This is a genomic window from Mycolicibacterium novocastrense (assembly GCF_001570485.1).
Lineage (GTDB): Bacteria > Actinomycetota > Actinomycetes > Mycobacteriales > Mycobacteriaceae > Mycobacterium > Mycobacterium novocastrense.
In genome coordinates this window covers 18,724-35,748 of sequence record NZ_BCTA01000047.1, presented here as the reverse complement: position 1 = coordinate 35,748, position 17,025 = coordinate 18,724, and the positions used below count along the sequence as shown (strand labels likewise).

Genomic DNA, 17,025 nt, shown 5'->3' with positions numbered 1-17,025 from the left:
GATCCGTTCGCACCCCCGCCCCCGCCGGCTCCGGCCCCGCCGCCGGGCGACCCGCTGGCACCCCCACCGCCTCCGCCGCCGGCTGATCCGTTCGCACCCCCACCGCCGGCTCCGGTGCCTCCGGCCTGAGCGCGACCGCCCGGATAGCCTCTGCGGCGTGATCGTGCTTCTTCCGCCCTCGGAGACCAAGCGGCTGGGCGGCGACGGGCCCCCGCTGCGCCTGCAGTCGCTCAGCTCGGCCGAGCTCGGGCCGCTGCGCGCCGAACTGCTCGATGAGCTGGTGGAACTGGCCGCCGACCGGCCGGCGTGCCGGCGCGCGCTAGGGCTCTCCGCGTCGCAGGATGCCGAGATCGATCGCAACAGCCAGTTGCGCGTCGCGCCGACGTTGCCGGCGATCAGCCGCTACACCGGTGTCCTCTACGACGCCCTGGACGTCGGATCGCTGAGCGGGGCCGCCGCATCGCGCGCACGGGCGCGGCTGGCCGTCGGCTCTGCGCTGTTCGGACTGCTGCGCGCCGACGATCTGGTCCCCGCGTATCGACTCTCGGCGACGTCCAAGCTTCCCGGGCGCCCTTCCCTGGCGACGCGGTGGCGCCCGCTGCTGGAACCCGTGCTGGCCCGCTGGGCGGCCGACGATCTGGTTGTCGACCTGCGCTCGGGTTCGTACGCGGCACTCGGCCGGCTGCCCAACGCGGTCCGCGTGGACGTCGTCGCCGAGCATCCAGACGGGCGTCGCAGCGTGGTGACCCACTTCAACAAGGCGCACAAAGGGCGACTCGCCCGCGCTTTGGCGAGTTCGCGAGCTGAACCGGCCGATGCGTCCGCGGTTGCCGCCGTGGCGAGGCGCGCGGGTATGCGGGTGGAACGGCGCGGGGATGAATTGACCGTCGTCGTCGCCGCCTGAGCGGATCGCCTCAGATCTTGACGATCATGTCGCTGGTGTAGAACTCCGCGGGATCCTGGGAGAACCGGTCGGGCCGCGTGATCCACACCCACGCCCCCGTCGCACCCGGCTCGATGCTGTCGTTGAGGGAGACGGTGCCGTGGCCGACACCGTTGGTGTGAAGCACTCCCGCCGCGACACCGGGATCGCCGCCGAGGCAGGGCGCGGAGGACGGTCGCGGTACCTGGATGAGTCTGACGTCGTAGCGCATGTTCGGGATCGCCACGTCCAGCGTGACATCCGCGGACAGATTCGACCCGCTCGACCTGATGACGCTCGTGCCCCGCCCGTTGCCGGTCGGGCCGTTGTAGTCGGTCTCGCTGTAATCGCAACGGCGCGACACCTGGTTCATCGGGACGAAGGTGTCATTGGCCGACGCGATGCCGGCGGTCAGTAACCCGAGTGGCGTCGCGGTTGTGAGCGCGGCGGCCGAGGCCAGCAGTCGGATCGATCGGCGCATGTCTTCGTCCCCGTTTCCTCATCCGCGGTGTGTAGCCACGGGATTGACCGTCGTCGCTACCGTAAACCACCTGTCACCCGCTCCGGAACGGTTCGCCGGGTGTTCGGCGGCGCGGCGATCAGTCCCGGCACTCGACGACGTCGTAGGCGCCGTCTGCGTACCGCGCCCTGATCAACTTCTTGTCGAACTTCCCGACGCTGGTCTTGGGCACCTCCTCGACGAACGCCCATCGTTCCGGCAACCAGAACCGGGGTACGTTGTCGCTCAGATGTTTCCGTAACTCGTCCGCGGCGACCGATGCGCCCTTGTCGAGGACCACCGCCGCCAACGGCCGCTCCTGCCAACGGTCATCGGGCACCGCGACGACCGCCGCCTCGTACACGGCGGGATGGTCCATGATGCGCAGTTCCAACTCCACAGACGAGATCCACTCCCCGCCGGACTTGATCACGTCCTTGGCGCGGTCGGTCAACGTGATGAAACCCTGCGGGTCGATCCTTCCGACGTCACCGGTGCGCAGCCATCCCTCGTCGAACTTGCTGGGGTCGGCGTTGCGGTAATACGACCCGGTGATCCACGGACCGCGAATCTCGATCTCACCCACGGCTTTCCCGTCGCTGGGCAGAACCGCGCCCCGGTCGTCGACGATGCGGATTTCCACGCCGCACAACGCGCGTCCCGCCGCGGCCCGCAACGTCCAGTGGTCGTCACCGGTCACTTCCGGTGGCGGGATCGCGATCGCCGCCAGCGGAGAGGTTTCGGTCATTCCCCAGCCCTGGCGGATGACAACACCGAGGCGCTCCTGGTACTCCTTCATCATCGCCAGCGGCACCGCCGACCCGCCGCAGCAGACGGTTTGCAGCGACGAGATGTCCCTGTCCGGGTTGGCGTGCAAGAAGTTGAGCACGTCGTTCCATATCGTCGGTACCGCCGCCGAGATGGTCGGGCGATGACGCTCGATCATGTCGACCAGCGGGGCGGCCTGCAGAAACCGGTCGGGCAGCAGCAGATCCGCGCCCGCCATCACCGATGCATACGGCTGACCCCACGCATTGGCGTGAAACATCGGAACGACCGTCAACACGCGGTCACCGTCGGCCAGGCCGATGCCGTTGGCGGAGCACACGGCCATCGAGTGCAGATACGTCGACCGGTGGCTGTAGACGACGCCCTTCGGGTTGCCGGTCGTGCCGCTGGTGTAACACATTGCCGCAGCGCTCTTTTCGTCGAGGACCGGCCAGTCGTACGCGAGCGGCTGCTCGGCGAGGAGGTCGTCGTAGCGAATCACCGTGCAGCCCGCGTCGGCGAGCCCGGAGATGTCACCGTCCCCCACCACGATCACGGTGTGCACCGTCGTCAGCTGCGGAAGGATCGGCGCGAACAACGCCAGAAGCGACATGTCCACCAGCACAACGGAATCCTCGGCCTCGTTGGCGATGAATGCGACCTGATCCCCGCCCAGTCGGATGTTGAGCGTGTGCAGCACCGCGCCCATGCACGGCGCGGCGAAGTAGGCCTCGAGATGTTCCTGGTTGTTCCACATGAACGTGGCCACCCGTTGGCCCTCGCTGACTCCGAGCGCACGCAGCCCGTTGGCCAGCTGGGCCACCCGGGTTCCGAGTTCGCCGTAGCTGATCTCGCGCGAACCGTCGGGCGTCGCGGTGATCACCTTGCGGCCGGAGTGCCACCCCGTACCGTGCCGCAGGATCGTGGTCAGGGTCAGCGGAAAGTCCTGCATCGTGCTGTCCATCGGCATCTCCCCGTGCGGCTGGCTCGATAGCGCCATGATGGTCGATGTCCTGGCATTTCGACGGGAAACGGCACATCGCATCGCTAGCATCTGCGGTCATGGTCCAACCAAGCTATCCGGGATATGCGCCACCGCAGCCGTACAGGCGGCCGGTGTCCGGTGCCGACATCGCGGCGTCGGTCGTCGCTCTGGTTATCACCGCCGGGATGATTGCCGTCGGAGCGTTCTTCGGGCTGTTCTCACTGGCATTCCTGGACCACTGCCCTCCCGAGTCCTGCAGCGCGGACGGCGCCGTGAACGCGGTCTTCACCGCCGTGCTGCTGGCGATCGCGATCGGGGTGGCGGGCCTGATCGCGACCATCGTGCAGCTGGTGCGCCGTGCGCCCGGCTGGCCGTTCGCGTTGGGAACATTCGGATTGTGCCTGACCACCTTCGTGATCGGCGGCTTCGCCTACACCGCGGCGGTCAGCTGAAACCCGCCAGCATGCGGGCAATTTGGCCTACCGTTGGTCGCGTGGAAGCACACCCGGCAAAAGCCCCCGGCCTGGTAGCGGTCGAGGCACTGCGCTCAGGGGACCCCGTCGTCTCGGAGCCGCACCGGCGGCGACATCAGGTCATGTCAACGGTGGCGGTCAGCAATACACAGTGCTGGAGGCCAAAGACCTCGGCGAGGGCTGCGTCGTCCTCGAGCTGGAGTCCAAGGCCCACGACGAACTGCGGGTGATCGAGATGACGTTCCCCGCGGGTTATCAGATGGAAGTGTCGCCTCGCCGACTGCTGTAGACCGCCGTCGGCGTCACCTCAGATAGGAGTGTTGCGTGCTGCGCGATATCCGCGAGTTGTCCGATTCACCCGAGGAGTATGCAGAGGAACTGCGCAGGCGCTGGGGCGGACTGCTGAGCTATCGCTACATCGGCCGCAGTTACGCCCAGATGGACCTCGTCGAAGAGGACAACACCGTCACGGTGCGCCGCGACATGCGCGACGCGGCGGGCGGGCTGCTGTTCGCCGTGCTGGGCATCTCGGCGCCCGAGAGCGGACACATGTCCGACCTCGAGGCGGTGCCGAACCCGGTCATCCACTCCTGCCAGATCCTCGATCCGGGTCGCGACGTCACGTGCTTCGAGGTGGTGTCGGAGGAACTTCGGGTCGGCCGGCAGATGGGATACAGCCGCGCCAAGATCGTCGACGCCGACAACCCGGCCCGCGTGCTCGCACTGATCGAGGGCCAGGGCGTCAGCATCGGCGTCCCGCCCGAGGGACTGGAACGGATGGAGGCCAATCCGCTCGAGATCGTCGACTCCCCCGACCTGCCGCCGCTGTGGCAGGTGTTCGGCGGTCATCGCCGACCCGACGGCCGCTGGGGGCTGCCCGAGCTGTCGGTCGAGGTCGCATCGCCTGATGCGGCCCTGCACGTCGGACCGCAGTTCGTCATCCTCGAGACCGCCGCCATCGACGCCGCGGCCGCCGCCGTAGGAACCGACCGCCTCCACGGGGTGTCCTGCCATGTGATGTTCATGGCGCGCGGAAAGGCCGGCCCTTTCCGGTTGGACACGGAACCGGTGCGCGGGGCCGACGGCACGATCGCGGTCCGCGTGCTGATGCATGACGAGGGCGTCGACGACCGCGTCACCACCGCGGCGTCGTACGTGTTTCGGGTGGCCTAATTGGAATGAGCGTGCGGCCGTCGTGAGACACTTCCGCCATGGTTGTCGCAATCGCCCGCCCCAAGCTCGAGGGCAACGTCGCCGTCGGTGAGGACCGACGCATCGGGTTCGCCGAGTTCGGCGCCCCGCAGGGCCGCACCATCTTCTGGCTGCACGGCACGCCCGGTGCCCGTCGACAGATCCCGATGGAAGCGCGTATCTACGCCGAGAAGGCGAACATCCGCCTGATCGGTCTGGACCGGCCCGGCATCGGGTCCTCCACCCCGCATCGATACGAGCGGGTCGTCGATTTCGCCGACGATCTCCGCACCATCGCCGACACCCTCGGCATCGACAAATTGGCCGTCGTCGGCCTGTCCGGTGGCGGCCCCTACACGCTCGGGTGCGCGGCCGCGATGCCCGACCGTGTGGTGGTGGCGGGCGTGATCGGCGGTGTCGCCCCCACCGTCGGTCCCGATGCGATCCCCGGTGGGCTGATGGGCAACCTCGGCACGCGCGTCGCGCCGCTGCTGCAGTACGCGGGAGTTCCGATCGGGCTGCTGGCCTCGGCCCTGATCCGGTTCATCAAGCCGGTCGCATCTCCGGTCACAGACCTCTACGGGCGCGTGTCGCCCGAGGCGGACCGCCGGCTGCTGGCCCGGCCGGAGATCAAGGCGATGTTCCTCGACGATCTGCTCAACGGCAGCCGCAAACAGCTGGCCGCACCGTTCTCCGACATCGTCGTGTTCGCCCGCGACTGGGGTTTCCGGCTCGACGAGATAGCGGTGCCCATCCGGTGGTGGCACGGCGACGCCGACCATATCGTCCCATTCCGGCACGGTGAGCACGTCGTCTCGAAGCTTCGCGATGCCGAGCTGTACCCGATGCCCGGCGAGAGCCATCTCGCCGGCCTGGGCCGGGCCGAGGAGATCCTGCAGACGACGATGAAGGTGTGGGACGAGTACCAGACCCAACGCCCCTGACCGCGGTGTCTGTCGGCGCGTCAGCTCAGCGCTTCAGCCAGCCGGACACCGTGGACAGGTCCCGGCTGTAGGCCATCAGGATGTCGTCGTGATACAGCGCGCCGCCGCTGATGGCGTCGTTTCCCTGCCAGATCACGTGAATACGCACCGGGCTGCGCGTGTAGTAGTCGGTACGGTCGGCGTCCCTGCGGTGCCATCCGGCCTCTACGGCGCGTTCAGACATCTGCTCGCGCGCGTTCTCCGCCATCGGTGCTCCTCCTGTGTCGGACCCGTACGTTAGCCGATCCGCATGGCACCGCTGCAGGAGGCCGCGGACGCGCATCAGTCAGCTCAGCGCGCGGCGCAGCAGGTGCATGGCCACGGTGGTGGACCGCTCGCGGATGTCGGCGCGGTCACCGGGCATCCGCATCGATCTGGTCACCGTGGTGCCGTCGGCCAGCTTCAGACTGAAACACACCGTGCCGACGGGCTTTTCGGCTGTGCCGCCGCCCGGTCCGGCGATTCCGGTGATCGCGACCGCGGTGTCCGCGCCGAACCGGTTCAGCGCCCCGTCGGCCATTGCTTCGGCGACGGGCTCGGAGACCGCGCCGTGCAGTTCGATCAGGGCGGGCTCGACGCCGAGCAGTTCGGATTTGGCGTCGTTCGCGTAGGCCACCACCGCGCCCGCGACGTACGCCGACGACCCCGCGAGATCGGTCAGCCGCGCGGCCAACAGGCCGCCGGTGCACGACTCCGCGGTCGCGATACGACGCCCCCTCAGCAGCCGGGCGACCTGGTCATCGACGCGGGAGCCGTCCTCGGAGAAGACCGCATCGCCATGACGATCACGCAGCCGCCCCATCAGCTCGGTGTAGGTCTGTGCGGCGTCCGGCTCGTAGCGGGTGACAACCTCGAGTTCACCGCGTCGCAGGCAGGTGGTGATCTCGAGCCGTTCGAAGTCGTCGACCTCGCGTTCGGCATCGCGCAGCGTGTCGGCGAGACCGGATTCGGGAACACCGAACATCCGCACCATCTCCTGGCGATACACCGTACGGTCGGCGATGGCCTTCTGTACCGCAGCGGTCTGCAACGCCAGCGGCCACATCGGTTGCAACTCGCGTGGCGGGCCGGGCAGCACGACGACCGTCGGCGCGCCGGGAACCACCACACCCGGCGCGGTGCCCACCGGATCGATCACATCGGCGCCTTCGGGGATCAGGGCCTGCTTGCGGTTGGCTGCCCGGATCGCCTCGGCGTCGACGTCGGGGAAGCGCGCCATCAGCCGCGACACGATGTCGGCGATCTTTTCCTCGAGTCTGTTGTCCAACACCAACTTTCGGCCGCTGAACCGAGCTACCGTCTCGACGGTCATATCGTCGGCGGTGGGCCCGAGGCCGCCGGTCGTGATGATGAGGTCCACGCCCTCGTCGGCCAGGAAGCGCAGCTGCGCCTCGATGTCGCCGCGCCGGTCGCCGCACATCGTGATGTGGGCCAGCTCGACACCCAACTCCAGCAGTCGGTCGGCCAGCCAGGGCCCGTTGAGATCTTGGACCCGGCCGGTGAGGACTTCCGTACCGGTGACGACGATGCCCGCGCGTGCGCTCACGAGCTACGACATTACGCACCCGACACGGCGCCGGCGCACGGCGGTAATGTCATTACCATGACCGCACCCAAGTCGCTTCGCGAGTTGTTCGACCAACTCGGTCTGACGGAGGTGCCGTCGGCCGAGGGCACCGTGACGATGGAGATGCCCGTCGACGAGCGGACCACCAACACCGCGGGCGGTTTGCAGGGCGGCTTGATCGCGACGATGGCCGACGTGACCGCGGGCCAGCTCGCCTCCCGAGCCACCCCGTTCGGCCATGCCATCGCCACCACGGACCTGTTCATCCGCTATCTGAGGCCCATCAAGATCGGGCCGGCGCGGGCGGTCGCGCGCATCCTGCGCACGGGTAAGCGTTCGGTGGTCGTCCAGGTCGACATCTACCGCGGCAACGACGACGAGATCGGAGCGACTGCGACGGTGAACTTCGCCGCCGTCGACTGAGGTCGACCCACCCCTCTGGCCGAGACCCACCCTCGCTAGATCCACCGCTGGCGTACCCACCCCGCTGGCCGAGTGTGAGGTTATGTCACGCTCGCGCCGCGAAAGACGTGCGGGTAACCCACGTTCGGCGCACTACTTGTGGGGGACGTCGTTGGTCAGGCCACCGTCCATGACGTACTCGGCGCCGGTCGAGTACCGCGACTCGTCGCTGGCCAGGAACACGACAAAGGTCGCGACCTCGTCGGGTTGACCGGGCCGGCCCAACGGGATCCGCAGCATGTTGTCGGGGAAGTGTTTGGTCATCGGGGTGCGGATGAAGCCCGGGTGCACCGAGTTGACCCGGATGTTGTGCGGTCCCAGTTCCAGTGCCGCCGACTTCGTGAGCCCGCGCACCGCCCACTTCGAGGCCACGTACGGGTGCACCATCACCGCGCCGCGCAGCCCCTCGATCGAGGAGATGTTGATGATCGATCCGCCGCCGGCGGCCTTCATCGCCTCGACCGAATGCTGCATGCCCAGGAAGGTGCCGGTGAGGTTGACGTCGATGACCTTCTGCCACTTGGCCATGTCGAACTGGCCGATCATGCCCAGGGCCACGGTCCCGGCGTTGTTGACCAACACGTTGAGCTTGCCGAACTCATTGACGGCGGTGGCGACGGCGGCCTCCCACTGGTCGGCCTGGGTGACGTCGAGGTGGACGTAGCGGGCGGCGTCACCGATCTCCTCGGCCAGCGCCTTGCCCTCTTCGTCGAGGATGTCGCCGATCACCACCTTGGCGCCCTCGGCCACCAGTGCGCGGGCGTCGGCGGCCCCCATTCCGCGAGCACCGCCACTGATGAGTGCCACTTTGTCGTCCACACGTCCCATGGGGCGTCAGGCTACCGCACCTCGCAGAGAACTAGAACCTGTTCCAATTTCGCTGGCCAGCACGCATACTGCTGGCCATGGCTATTCGTGTGGCGCTCATCGGAACCGGCAACTGCGGCAGCCTCGCACTGAAGCAACTGATCGACGATGCGCGGTTCGATCTCACCGGCGTATGGGTCTCGTCGGAGGCCAAGGTGGGCAAAGACGCCGGGGAGTTGGCCGGTCTCGACGTCACCACCGGGGTGAGCGCGGTAGGCGATCTCGACGCGATCATCGCGGACGCGCCGGAATGCGTCGTGTACTGCGCGATGGGCGACACGCGACTGCCCGATGCGATGGCTGACGTGCGCAAGATCCTCGCGGCGGGCATCGACGTCGTCGGCTCCGGCCTCGGCGTGTTGCAGTACCCGTGGCAGGTGATCCCCGACAAGTACATCCAGCGTATCGAAGACGCTGCGCGAGAAGGCAATTCGACGGTCTTCATGACGGGTGTGGACCCGGGCTTCGTGACCGACCTGCTCCCGTTCGCCCTTGCCGGAACATGTCAGAGCATCGAACAGTTCCGCACGATGGAGATCGCCGACTACGCGAGCTACGACGGCGCCACCGTCATGTTCGACGTGATGGGCTTCGGTAATGAGATCGGTGACCTTCCGATGCTGTACCAGCCCGGAGTGCTGAGCATCGCCTGGGGCACCGCCATCCGCCAGCTCGCCGCGGGCCTCGGCATCGAGGTCGACGAGATCCGCGACTCCGTCGAACAGGAACCGGCGCCCGAGGACTTCGACGTCGCGGTCGGCACGATCAAGAAGGGCACCGTGGCCGCCGTGCGATTCCAGATCGAGGGCATGGTCAAGGGCAGACCGGCGATCGTCGTCGAGCACGTCACGCGGCTGCGCGGCGACCTGCGACCGGACTGGGCTCAACCCGCACAGCCGGGCGGTTCGTACCGCGTCGAGATCACCGGCGAACCGTCATATGTCATGGACATCTGCCCGACCAGTCGCAACGGCGATCACAACTACGCCGCGATCCTGGCCGCGGCCGGCCGCATCGTCAACGCGATCCCGGACGTGGTGGCGGCCGCACCGGGGATCCGGACCACTTTGGACATGCCGCTCGTGACGGGCAAGGGGTTGTACGCGGCTCAGTAAGCTGACGAGGTTATGAGCCTGCAGCCGACGCAGCCCGTGGACGCTGTAGCCGAAGTCGCCGCCAGCCCGCAGGATCCCCGTGTCGGGGCGTTCTTCGATCTCGACGGCACGCTGGTCGACGGCTTCACCGCCACCGCACACGCCGCCGACCGCATTCGCCGCAGACAGGCGCGCATCGGTGAGGTGCTCGGCGTGGTCGAAGCGTCGCTGCGATACCGGTTGGGCCGCATGCAATTCGAGCGGCTTCTCACCCGTGCTGCCGGATACCTGCGCGGTGAGTCCCTCGCCGAACTCGACGAACTCGGTGAGCGGCTCTTCGTGGAGCGGGTGGCGGCGCGCGTGTTCCCCTACATGCACGAGATCGTCCAAGCGCACCAGCAACGCGGCCACACCGTTGTGCTCAGCAGCTCAGCGCTGACCATCCACGCCGAACCCGTCGCCCGGTTCACCGGGATCAACCACGTGTTGTGCAATCACTTCGAGACCGACGGCGCCGGTCTGCTCACCGGCCGGATCGCCAAGCCCGTCATCTGGGGAGCCAACAAATCGACCGCGGTGCAACGCTTCTGCGAGGCCAATGGCGTTGAGCTGCACCGCAGTTACTTCTACGCCGACGGTGACGAGGACTCGGTGCTGATGGCTCTTGTCGGAAATCCACGGCCGGTGAACCCACGGCCCGGGCTCGCCGCGATGGCGGCCGAACACGGTTGGCCGGTGTTGCAGGTCGAGGGGTCGAGCAACCGCAGGCGGGTGTCGTTTCGGCGGTTCATCGGATACGACTGAGCGTCGCGCCGAGACTACGGTTTCTGACGCATTTCGCCCGAATCCCGTCATAAAGCGAAGTCTCGGCGAAGGATTGGACCGTGGCCGGACAGTTCAACGACGTCGCCGCGGTGGTCGCCACCGCCGATATCGTCGCGGCCCGGACCTGGTACTGCCAGGTGATGGGGCGTGGCCCCGATCTCGAGCCGATCGACGGCGTCGCCGAGTGGCAGATCACCGCGACCGCCTGGCTGCAGCTCATGGAGGACCACACGCGCGCGGGCCGATCGGCGGTCCGGATCGGTGTCGACGATCTCGACGCGCAGATCACCGACTTGGCGCGGCTGGGCATCGACACCGGAGAGGTCGTCGTGATCGCCGACCTGGTGAAGGTCGTCGACGTCGTCGATCCCGACGGTAACGAGGTCTCCTTCGTGCAGGACCTCGGTACGTACTAAACTAGAACACGTTTCAATTTGAGCGGCCCATCACCAAGGAGCAGGCATGCGCACCCCGATCTGTGACGACCTCGGCATCGAGTATCCGATCTTCGCGTTCACCCACTGCCGGGACGTGGTGGTCGCCGTGAGCAAGGCCGGCGGCTTCGGCGTGCTCGGCGCCGTCGGATACACCCCGGAACAGCTCGAGATCGAGCTCAAGTGGATCGACGAGAACATCGGAGACCACCCATACGGCGTGGACATCGTGATCCCGAACAAGTACGAGGGCATGGACTCCGCGGATATGGATCCGGAGGTGCTCAAGAAGACGCTCAACGACCTCGTCCCCCAGGAGCACATCGACTTCGCCAAGAAGATCCTCGCTGAGCACGGCGTGCCGGTCGATCACAGCGACGACGACGCGTTGCAACTGCTCGGGTGGACCGAGGCCACCGCCACCCCACAGGTGGAGGTCGCGCTGCGGCATCCCAAGTGCACGCTGATCGCCAACGCGCTCGGCACTCCCCCCGCCGACATGATCAAGCACATCCACGACGAAGGCCGCAAGGTCGCCGCGCTGTGCGGTTCGCCGTCGCAGGCGCGCAAACACGCCGACGCCGGCGTGGACATCATCATCGCCCAGGGCGGCGAGGCCGGCGGGCACTGCGGTGAGATCGGCTCGATCGTGCTGTGGCCGCAGGTCGTCAAGGAGGTCGCCCCGGTGCCGGTGCTGGCCGCCGGCGGCATCGGCAGCGGCCAGCAGATCGCGGCGGCACTCGCCCTCGGGGCCCAAGGTGCCTGGACCGGTTCGCAGTGGGTGATGGTCGAAGAGTCGGAGAACACCCCGGTTCAGCACGCGGCGTACGTCAAGGCCTCCAGCAAGGACACCGTGCGCAGCCGGTCGTTCACCGGTAAGCCCGCGCGCATGCTGCGCAACGAGTGGACCGAGGCGTGGGAGGATCCCAACAACCCCAAACCGCTCGGAATGCCGTTGCAGTACATGGTTTCCGGGATGGCGGTGGCCGCGACCCACAAGTATCCGAACGAGTCCGTCGACGTGGCGTTCAACCCGATCGGTCAGGTCGTCGGGCAGTTCACCAAGGTCGAGAAGACCGCGACGGTGATCGAGCGCTGGGTGCAGGAGTACCTCGAGGCGACCGGCAGGCTCGACGAGATCAACGAGGCCGCCTCGGTCTGATCCGCGGTTCTCCGCATCGCACCCCGGGGGGTGGCCCGCTGATCTTGGGTACACCCCTACCCATGACGCACATAAGGCGATGGGGCGCGGTGTACATACTGCTCCTGCTGTTCGTCGGCTCATGGCTCGGACAGTTCTTCACCCAACTGGCCGAGTTCACCAGTACCCAGCAGCAGCATGGCCAGCCCTTCATGTGGAACGAGTACCGCACCAGTTCTTCGCGAGCACGTTCGAGAACTGGCAAAGCGAGTGGCTGCAATTGATCTTCCAGGCGATCCTGCTGCTCGGCGCCAAGCATTGGTTGTTCAAGGTCGACGCCGAGGACCTCGAGCGCATCGAAGCCAAGGTCGACGAGATCAAGGACAGGTTGGGTCTGCCGACTCCTCCCCCGTGACTTCACGTTTCGGCATCGCCGGCGCGACCGGCACCGCCGGAGTCAGTTGCTGAGAAGTCGCTGCGTGGCCCGTTCCACGACTTCGCGCCGGGTCAGACCGGCGTGGTCGGCCGCGATGAAGTGACCTCCGATCGCCAGCGAGAACGCGAGCATGGCCCGGGCCTCGACATCGGCGGGGTTTCCGATGAAAGTGCCGATGAGAGCGCGCAGATACTCCATCCGACGGTTGTCGACGCGGCGAAGGCGCCGCGCCACCGCGCGATCGCGGCGGGCCCAGTCACGCACCGCCAGGTCGATCGGGAGGAGTTCCTTGGAGAACGTCAGCAGGCCCGCCTTGCGGACTTTCGCCCTGGCGTCCCCGCCCTCGGCCTCAACGCGTTCCAGCACATCGTCGGTACTTCGCTGCTCCCATGACTCGAGCAGGGCGTCGAGGAAATCCTGCCGATTGGCGAAGTGCCAATAAAAGCCGCCACGCGTGACACCCAGCGCCTTGGCGAGCAGATCCACCCGGACGGCGTCCGGCCCACCCGCCGCCAACGCCTCGAGCCCGGCGTCGATCCACACGTTCCGTGGTGTGCGGATCTGAGCGACCATCGGCGACCTCCTGCGTTAAGGCATTGACGGCGTCACAGATTCAAGCATACAGTAATGTATGTTTGGCGGAGAGCGACTCGACATCGGCGAGCATGTCGTCCGGCCCTGGCGGATCCATGACATCGCCGCCGACTTCGAGGTGCTCGATGTCTGGGCGCTGCCGACGCCGGGACGGCGCGACGAGTTCGATGAACTCGTGAAGCTTTGGTGCACATTCGATGCCGCCCGGACCTCACCCGTCGTGCGCGCCCTGTTCGCCGCCCGGTGGGCGCTGGGAAGGTTGTTCGCGCTCGACACGGCGGAGGCGGGTTTGGGTGCGCGCGTCCACACCTTGCGAGACCGCCTCAGTCCTGAATTACGCTCCAGTGCAACACGACTCGCAGTAGACGATGCCCATTTTCAACCCCTGTACCGCACCGACGACGAGTTCGCGATGGAGATCGCCAATCGGACCGTGCACGGGGTGTTGCACGTCGGCTGGGTCGCCGACGCCACGGGTGCGCATCGCGGACAGATGGCGGTGCTGGTCCGGCCCAACGGTGCGATCGGCCGGATGTATCTACGCGCGATCGCTCCCTTCCGCCACCTCGTCGTCTACCCGCTGATGCTGCGCGACATCGGTCGACTGTGGCGCAGCAGGCCGGGGGCGACACGACACGAAAGCAGGCAGCCATGACCAGAACCCACGCCTTGAATCGTCACGTTCAGCAGGTCCCGCCCCCGGAAGCGCTGCTCAGCGCGAGCACACTCGGGCGCATCGACTACGCGGACAGCTTCGAGGTCACCATCGATCATCCGCTCGAGCGCAGTGCCGAGGCGTGGATGCGACTGATATTGGAGGGGGCGCCGTTGCACACCCGGATCCGGCTGCTGTCGGCTTGGTCGGCGATCGGGCTCAAGCTGCGAACGCCGGGTTCGGCCGGCGCGATCCTCGGGTGGACGATTCGCGACCGGGACGCCGGTTTCGTGATGGTCGGGACGAACTCACGGATCGGGATGCCGGCAGAACTGATCCTGCGTCGAGAGAACGGCAGATTGCTGTTCGCGACCTTGGCCCGTCAGGACAATGCGTTCGTCCGCGCCCTATGGGCGACGATCGAGACATCGCACGTGCAAACGGTCCGGTCGCTTCTGGAGCGAGCCCGCCGCTAGGGCGCCGGCGGAACAGGTGCAAGCGGCGGGGGCGGTGCCGCGGGCGCGGGCGGCACCGGTGCGATCGGAACGTTGGGGCCGGGGTTCTGGTCGGGAATCGGGGTGTTCATGCCGCGCTGGGCCAAGCCCATGATCAACGCTTCCTTCCCGCTGATCTCATGCCTCTGGACGGCGTACCACAGGTCCTTCAGATAGCTGACGTTCGGACTCTCGTTTCCGCGCCCGGTCGGATCCAGTTTGGTCCCCGGCGCCAGCGTCTCCGGGCTCGCGAGGTGCGGCACGGGTTCGGGCGGGGTGGCCGGCGCCTCGGCGGCAGCGGGTGGCTCGGGTGCGGGCGGTGGCGCAGCGGGTGCCGGGCGCAGGAAGGCCAACGGATCGGCTGCCGGCGGTGCAGCGGGCGCCGGTGCGGCGGCTTCGAGAACCGCTGCGCTGTCGGCCGGCGCGGGGGGCGGTGGCGGAGGAACCGGCGCGGCAGGTTCAGCGAGGGTCTGCGGCGCGGCGGCCATGATTGCCGCTGCCAATCCCGCGCCCAGCAGCGAAAGCTTCTTCGGGTTGATGACGATCCTCACCGCTGCCCCCTTTCCGGGTTACCGCTCGAAGACCGGAGGACCGGCCCTTCCGCAGCTCACTTTTGGTTCGAACAGTGTCGCAGAATTGTTACAGGAGTGCTCGCCGTGACGAAGAGGTCAATTACCGCGCCGCAGAGAACACGTTCCACTTCCCCTTTTCGTTGGACTTTCCCGATCCCGCCTCACCCGCGCCCAACTGTGGTGTAGCAATGCGGTGAGGGCACTAGACGACGTCATCGAGGGATGCAGCCATGCCGACTCCGAACCTTCCGCCCGGATTCGATTTCACCGATCCAGACATCTACGCCGAACGCCTGCCGGTGGACGAACTCGCCGAGCTTCGCAAGGTGGCGCCCATCTGGTGGAACGAACAGACCAAAGGGAACCTTGCGTTCGGTGACAACGGTTTCTGGGTGGTCACCAAGCACAAGGACGTCAAGGAGATTTCGCGACGCAGCGACATCTTCTCCAGTAACCAGAAGACCGCGCTGCCGCGCTATCGCGACGAGGCCGATCCCGAATCGCTCGAGGGCGGCAAGGTGGTCCTGCTCAATCAGGACGCCCCGCACCATACGCATCTCCGCAAGATCGTGTCGCGTGCGTTCACCCCGCGCGCGATCGAATCACTGCGCGCCGAACTGCGCGAGCGGGCGGCCAAGATCGTCAAGGCGGCCGCTGCCGAGGGTTCCGGGGATTTCGTCGAGCAGGTCTCGTGCGAGCTTCCACTGCAAGCGATCGCGGGACTGATGGGTGTGCCGCAGGAAGACCGGATGAAGCTGTTCCACTGGTCGAATCAGATGGTGGGCGATCAGGATCCCGAGTACACCCGCAACGACCCGACCGCCGCGTCGGTCGAGCTGATCATGTACGGCATGCAGATGGCCGCCGAGCGCAGCAAGAACCCGGGCGAGGATCTGGTCACCAAGCTCGTGCAGGCCGACGTCGAGGGACACAAACTCACCGACGACGAGTTCGGCTTCTTCGTCATCCTGCTGGCGGTGGCGGGCAACGAGACCACGCGCAACTCGATCACCCAGGGCATGATGGCGTTCACCGAATTCCCCGAGCAGTGGGAACTTTTCAAGCGGGAACGGCCCGTCACCGCCGCCGACGAGATCGTCCGCTGGGCCACCCCCGTGACGTCGTTCCAGCGCACCGCGCTCGAGGACACAGAACTGTCGGGCGTGAAGATCAAGAAGGGCGACCGGGTCGTCATGTTCTACCGGTCGGCCAATTTCGACGAAGAGGTCTTCGACGACCCCTATACCTTCGACATCCTGCGAGATCCCAACCCGCACGTCGGATTCGGCGGCACGGGTGCGCACTACTGCATCGGTGCGAACCTGGCCCGGATGACGATCGACCTCATCTTCAACGCGATCGCCGACGAGATGCCGAATCTGCGGCCGCTGGGCCCACCCGAACGCCTCCGGTCCGGCTGGCTCAACGGCATCAAGCATTGGCAGGTCGACTATGTCGGCGCCGACCCGGCCGTCAGTGGGCGGGCTCCGGTCGGTGCCCGCAGCGAGCCTGCGCCCTGACGTGTTCCCCCGATCGGTGGACCCGCCTCTCCACCGCGGAAGTGTCCGATCGGCGGACGCGCCGGCCGGCCGGGCACCGATACCTTCACGTCGGCACCTGAAAGAGACGGGTGCCATGGTTCCGCCCGGACGGGATCGACTACCAAGCCGGGTCTTGTTCGCAAGACCGGACCGTGAGTTGTCCATCGGGGGCAAGCCGTACCTACGGTCTGTCCCGTCCGGGTCTCCCACTGCGTCTCAGTAGTCGATGATCGAGCGCCAGTAGTCCTCCGGTATCTCGGTATTCGACTTCAGCACCATGGCCAGACCGGTCGCCATCGCGATGCCGAGCAGGCCAAGCCACAATCCGAAAAGGCCGATGAGGGTCCACAGCACGGTGGTGACGACCGGCCACGGCGACAGCGCCGCCAGCACGGGCGCGAAGAAGAAGCCGGCACCGATGTACCACGCGGACCCTGCGCGGTCGTTGATCAGCACGAAGCGCAGCCACCGCGGGATCGGCGTCGTCGCGGGCAGTGCACCCATAAGGCCTCCTTCGTCCGA

The 17,025-nt window shown here is 67.1% G+C and carries 22 protein-coding genes; 14 read left to right on the top strand and 8 right to left on the bottom strand.

What is annotated here, in order from left to right:
- Nucleotides 1-157: 157 nt before the first annotated feature.
- Nucleotides 158-904: a peroxide stress protein YaaA gene (gene yaaA, locus RMCN_RS18590; RefSeq protein ID WP_067392257.1), complete on the top strand. Its 747-nt coding sequence runs from the start codon at nt 158-160 to the stop codon at nt 902-904.
- A gap of 10 nt (nt 905-914) precedes the next feature.
- Here yaaA and RMCN_RS18585 read toward each other — a convergent pair whose 3' ends face one another.
- Nucleotides 915-1,403: a hypothetical protein gene (locus RMCN_RS18585; protein ID WP_064413195.1), complete on the bottom strand. Its 489-nt coding sequence runs from the start codon at nt 1,401-1,403 to the stop codon at nt 915-917.
- A gap of 118 nt (nt 1,404-1,521) precedes the next feature.
- The gene (locus RMCN_RS18580; RefSeq protein WP_067392287.1) at nt 1,522-3,153 is read right to left on the bottom strand and encodes a fatty acid--CoA ligase; all 1,632 of its coding nucleotides are present in this window, start codon (nt 3,151-3,153) and stop codon (nt 1,522-1,524) included.
- 98 nt (nt 3,154-3,251) lie between these two features.
- Between RMCN_RS18580 and RMCN_RS18575 the strand changes: the two genes are divergently transcribed.
- From RMCN_RS18575 to RMCN_RS18560, 4 genes are all read left to right on the top strand, one after another.
- Nucleotides 3,252-3,626 carry a hypothetical protein gene (locus tag RMCN_RS18575; RefSeq protein ID WP_067392284.1) on the top strand — a complete coding sequence of 125 codons (375 nt, stop codon included), beginning with the start codon at nt 3,252-3,254 and terminating at the stop codon, nt 3,624-3,626.
- Between the two features lie 172 nt (nt 3,627-3,798).
- Entirely contained in the window at nt 3,799-3,936 is a 138-nt protein-coding gene (locus tag RMCN_RS31570) for a hypothetical protein (protein WP_234787709.1), read from the top strand.
- Nucleotides 3,937-3,971: 35 nt separating this feature from the next.
- Entirely contained in the window at nt 3,972-4,820 is an 849-nt protein-coding gene (locus RMCN_RS18565; RefSeq protein WP_067392254.1) for a hypothetical protein, read from the top strand.
- 38 nt (nt 4,821-4,858) lie between these two features.
- Entirely contained in the window at nt 4,859-5,782 is a 924-nt protein-coding gene (locus tag RMCN_RS18560) for an alpha/beta fold hydrolase (RefSeq protein WP_067392251.1), read from the top strand.
- Nucleotides 5,783-5,807: 25 nt separating this feature from the next.
- Here RMCN_RS18560 and RMCN_RS18555 read toward each other — a convergent pair whose 3' ends face one another.
- Both RMCN_RS18555 and RMCN_RS18550 read right to left on the bottom strand, forming a co-directional pair.
- Nucleotides 5,808-6,029, bottom strand: a complete 222-nt coding sequence (locus tag RMCN_RS18555) for a hypothetical protein (protein ID WP_067392248.1) — start codon at nt 6,027-6,029, stop codon at nt 5,808-5,810.
- A 78-nt stretch (nt 6,030-6,107) separates the two neighbouring features.
- Nucleotides 6,108-7,367, bottom strand: coding sequence for a competence/damage-inducible protein A (locus tag RMCN_RS18550; protein ID WP_067392245.1), 1,260 nt, complete (start codon nt 7,365-7,367; stop codon nt 6,108-6,110).
- Nucleotides 7,368-7,424: 57 nt separating this feature from the next.
- Here RMCN_RS18550 and RMCN_RS18545 point away from each other — a divergent pair, with 57 nt between their 5' ends.
- Complete coding sequence (locus tag RMCN_RS18545; RefSeq protein WP_067392243.1) at nt 7,425-7,811, top strand: PaaI family thioesterase; 387 nt, start codon at nt 7,425-7,427, stop codon at nt 7,809-7,811.
- Between the two features lie 132 nt (nt 7,812-7,943).
- Here RMCN_RS18545 and RMCN_RS18540 read toward each other — a convergent pair whose 3' ends face one another.
- Complete coding sequence (locus RMCN_RS18540; protein WP_064346314.1) at nt 7,944-8,678, bottom strand: glucose 1-dehydrogenase; 735 nt, start codon at nt 8,676-8,678, stop codon at nt 7,944-7,946.
- A gap of 77 nt (nt 8,679-8,755) precedes the next feature.
- Here RMCN_RS18540 and RMCN_RS18535 point away from each other — a divergent pair, with 77 nt between their 5' ends.
- The 5 genes from RMCN_RS18535 (at nt 8,756) to RMCN_RS31565 (ending at nt 12,626) form a co-directional block, all read left to right on the top strand.
- The gene (locus RMCN_RS18535) at nt 8,756-9,832 is read left to right on the top strand and encodes an NAD(P)H-dependent amine dehydrogenase family protein (RefSeq protein ID WP_067392240.1); all 1,077 of its coding nucleotides are present in this window, start codon (nt 8,756-8,758) and stop codon (nt 9,830-9,832) included.
- A gap of 12 nt (nt 9,833-9,844) precedes the next feature.
- The gene (locus tag RMCN_RS18530; protein WP_067392237.1) at nt 9,845-10,615 is read left to right on the top strand and encodes an HAD family hydrolase; all 771 of its coding nucleotides are present in this window, start codon (nt 9,845-9,847) and stop codon (nt 10,613-10,615) included.
- A gap of 80 nt (nt 10,616-10,695) precedes the next feature.
- A complete protein-coding gene (locus RMCN_RS18525; RefSeq protein WP_084377565.1) occupies nt 10,696-11,052 on the top strand; it encodes a glyoxalase in 357 nt (118 codons plus the stop codon).
- 46 nt (nt 11,053-11,098) lie between these two features.
- Entirely contained in the window at nt 11,099-12,232 is a 1,134-nt protein-coding gene (locus RMCN_RS18520) for a nitronate monooxygenase (protein WP_064413184.1), read from the top strand.
- Nucleotides 12,233-12,425: 193 nt separating this feature from the next.
- Nucleotides 12,426-12,626 carry a hypothetical protein gene (locus RMCN_RS31565; RefSeq protein ID WP_234787708.1) on the top strand — a complete coding sequence of 67 codons (201 nt, stop codon included), beginning with the start codon at nt 12,426-12,428 and terminating at the stop codon, nt 12,624-12,626.
- Between the two features lie 42 nt (nt 12,627-12,668).
- Here RMCN_RS31565 and RMCN_RS18510 read toward each other — a convergent pair whose 3' ends face one another.
- Nucleotides 12,669-13,220 (bottom strand): TetR/AcrR family transcriptional regulator, encoded by a 552-nt coding sequence (locus tag RMCN_RS18510; protein ID WP_067392236.1) that lies wholly within the window; start codon nt 13,218-13,220, stop codon nt 12,669-12,671.
- A 58-nt stretch (nt 13,221-13,278) separates the two neighbouring features.
- Here RMCN_RS18510 and RMCN_RS18505 point away from each other — a divergent pair, with 58 nt between their 5' ends.
- Nucleotides 13,279-13,896 carry a DUF2867 domain-containing protein gene (locus RMCN_RS18505; protein WP_067392234.1) on the top strand — a complete coding sequence of 206 codons (618 nt, stop codon included), beginning with the start codon at nt 13,279-13,281 and terminating at the stop codon, nt 13,894-13,896.
- Nucleotides 13,893-14,372, top strand: coding sequence for a hypothetical protein (locus RMCN_RS18500; RefSeq protein ID WP_067392278.1), 480 nt, complete (start codon nt 13,893-13,895; stop codon nt 14,370-14,372). Before RMCN_RS18505 ends, RMCN_RS18500 begins: the two co-directional genes overlap by 4 nt.
- Here the strand turns inward: RMCN_RS18500 and RMCN_RS18495 are convergent.
- Nucleotides 14,369-14,941: a hypothetical protein gene (locus RMCN_RS18495; protein ID WP_064413180.1), complete on the bottom strand. Its 573-nt coding sequence runs from the start codon at nt 14,939-14,941 to the stop codon at nt 14,369-14,371. The two genes, RMCN_RS18500 and RMCN_RS18495, sit on opposite strands and share 4 nt — an antisense overlap.
- Nucleotides 14,942-15,192: 251 nt before the next feature.
- On the opposite strand from RMCN_RS18495, the gene RMCN_RS18490 reads away from it, so the two are divergent.
- Nucleotides 15,193-16,482 (top strand): cytochrome P450, encoded by a 1,290-nt coding sequence (locus RMCN_RS18490; RefSeq protein WP_067392232.1) that lies wholly within the window; start codon nt 15,193-15,195, stop codon nt 16,480-16,482.
- 237 nt (nt 16,483-16,719) lie between these two features.
- Here the strand turns inward: RMCN_RS18490 and RMCN_RS18485 are convergent, their stop codons facing one another.
- Entirely contained in the window at nt 16,720-17,007 is a 288-nt protein-coding gene (locus tag RMCN_RS18485; RefSeq protein WP_067392230.1) for a hypothetical protein, read from the bottom strand.
- Between the last annotated feature and the right edge of the window lie 18 nt (nt 17,008-17,025).

What these genes read in the sequence shown, in the direction of transcription:
- RMCN_RS18585 (WP_064413195.1), bottom strand. Translation starts at nt 1,403, where the DNA reads ATGCGCCGATCGATCCGACTGCTGGCCTCGGCCGCCGCGCTCACAACC.
- RMCN_RS18580 (WP_067392287.1), bottom strand. Translation starts at nt 3,153, where the DNA reads ATGGACAGCACGATGCAGGACTTTCCGCTGACCCTGACCACGATCCTG.
- RMCN_RS18575 (WP_067392284.1), top strand. Translation starts at nt 3,252, where the DNA reads ATGGTCCAACCAAGCTATCCGGGATATGCGCCACCGCAGCCGTACAGG.
- RMCN_RS18560 (WP_067392251.1), top strand. Translation starts at nt 4,859, where the DNA reads ATGGTTGTCGCAATCGCCCGCCCCAAGCTCGAGGGCAACGTCGCCGTC.
- RMCN_RS18555 (WP_067392248.1), bottom strand. Translation starts at nt 6,029, where the DNA reads ATGGCGGAGAACGCGCGCGAGCAGATGTCTGAACGCGCCGTAGAGGCC.
- RMCN_RS18545 (WP_067392243.1), top strand. Translation starts at nt 7,425, where the DNA reads ATGACCGCACCCAAGTCGCTTCGCGAGTTGTTCGACCAACTCGGTCTG.
- RMCN_RS18540 (WP_064346314.1), bottom strand. Translation starts at nt 8,678, where the DNA reads ATGGGACGTGTGGACGACAAAGTGGCACTCATCAGTGGCGGTGCTCGC.
- RMCN_RS18535 (WP_067392240.1), top strand. Translation starts at nt 8,756, where the DNA reads ATGGCTATTCGTGTGGCGCTCATCGGAACCGGCAACTGCGGCAGCCTC.
- RMCN_RS18530 (WP_067392237.1), top strand. Translation starts at nt 9,845, where the DNA reads ATGAGCCTGCAGCCGACGCAGCCCGTGGACGCTGTAGCCGAAGTCGCC.
- RMCN_RS18520 (WP_064413184.1), top strand. Translation starts at nt 11,099, where the DNA reads ATGCGCACCCCGATCTGTGACGACCTCGGCATCGAGTATCCGATCTTC.
- RMCN_RS18510 (WP_067392236.1), bottom strand. Translation starts at nt 13,220, where the DNA reads ATGGTCGCTCAGATCCGCACACCACGGAACGTGTGGATCGACGCCGGG.
- RMCN_RS18505 (WP_067392234.1), top strand. Translation starts at nt 13,279, where the DNA reads ATGTTTGGCGGAGAGCGACTCGACATCGGCGAGCATGTCGTCCGGCCC.
- RMCN_RS18500 (WP_067392278.1), top strand. Translation starts at nt 13,893, where the DNA reads ATGACCAGAACCCACGCCTTGAATCGTCACGTTCAGCAGGTCCCGCCC.
- RMCN_RS18490 (WP_067392232.1), top strand. Translation starts at nt 15,193, where the DNA reads ATGCCGACTCCGAACCTTCCGCCCGGATTCGATTTCACCGATCCAGAC.
- RMCN_RS18485 (WP_067392230.1), bottom strand. Translation starts at nt 17,007, where the DNA reads ATGGGTGCACTGCCCGCGACGACGCCGATCCCGCGGTGGCTGCGCTTC.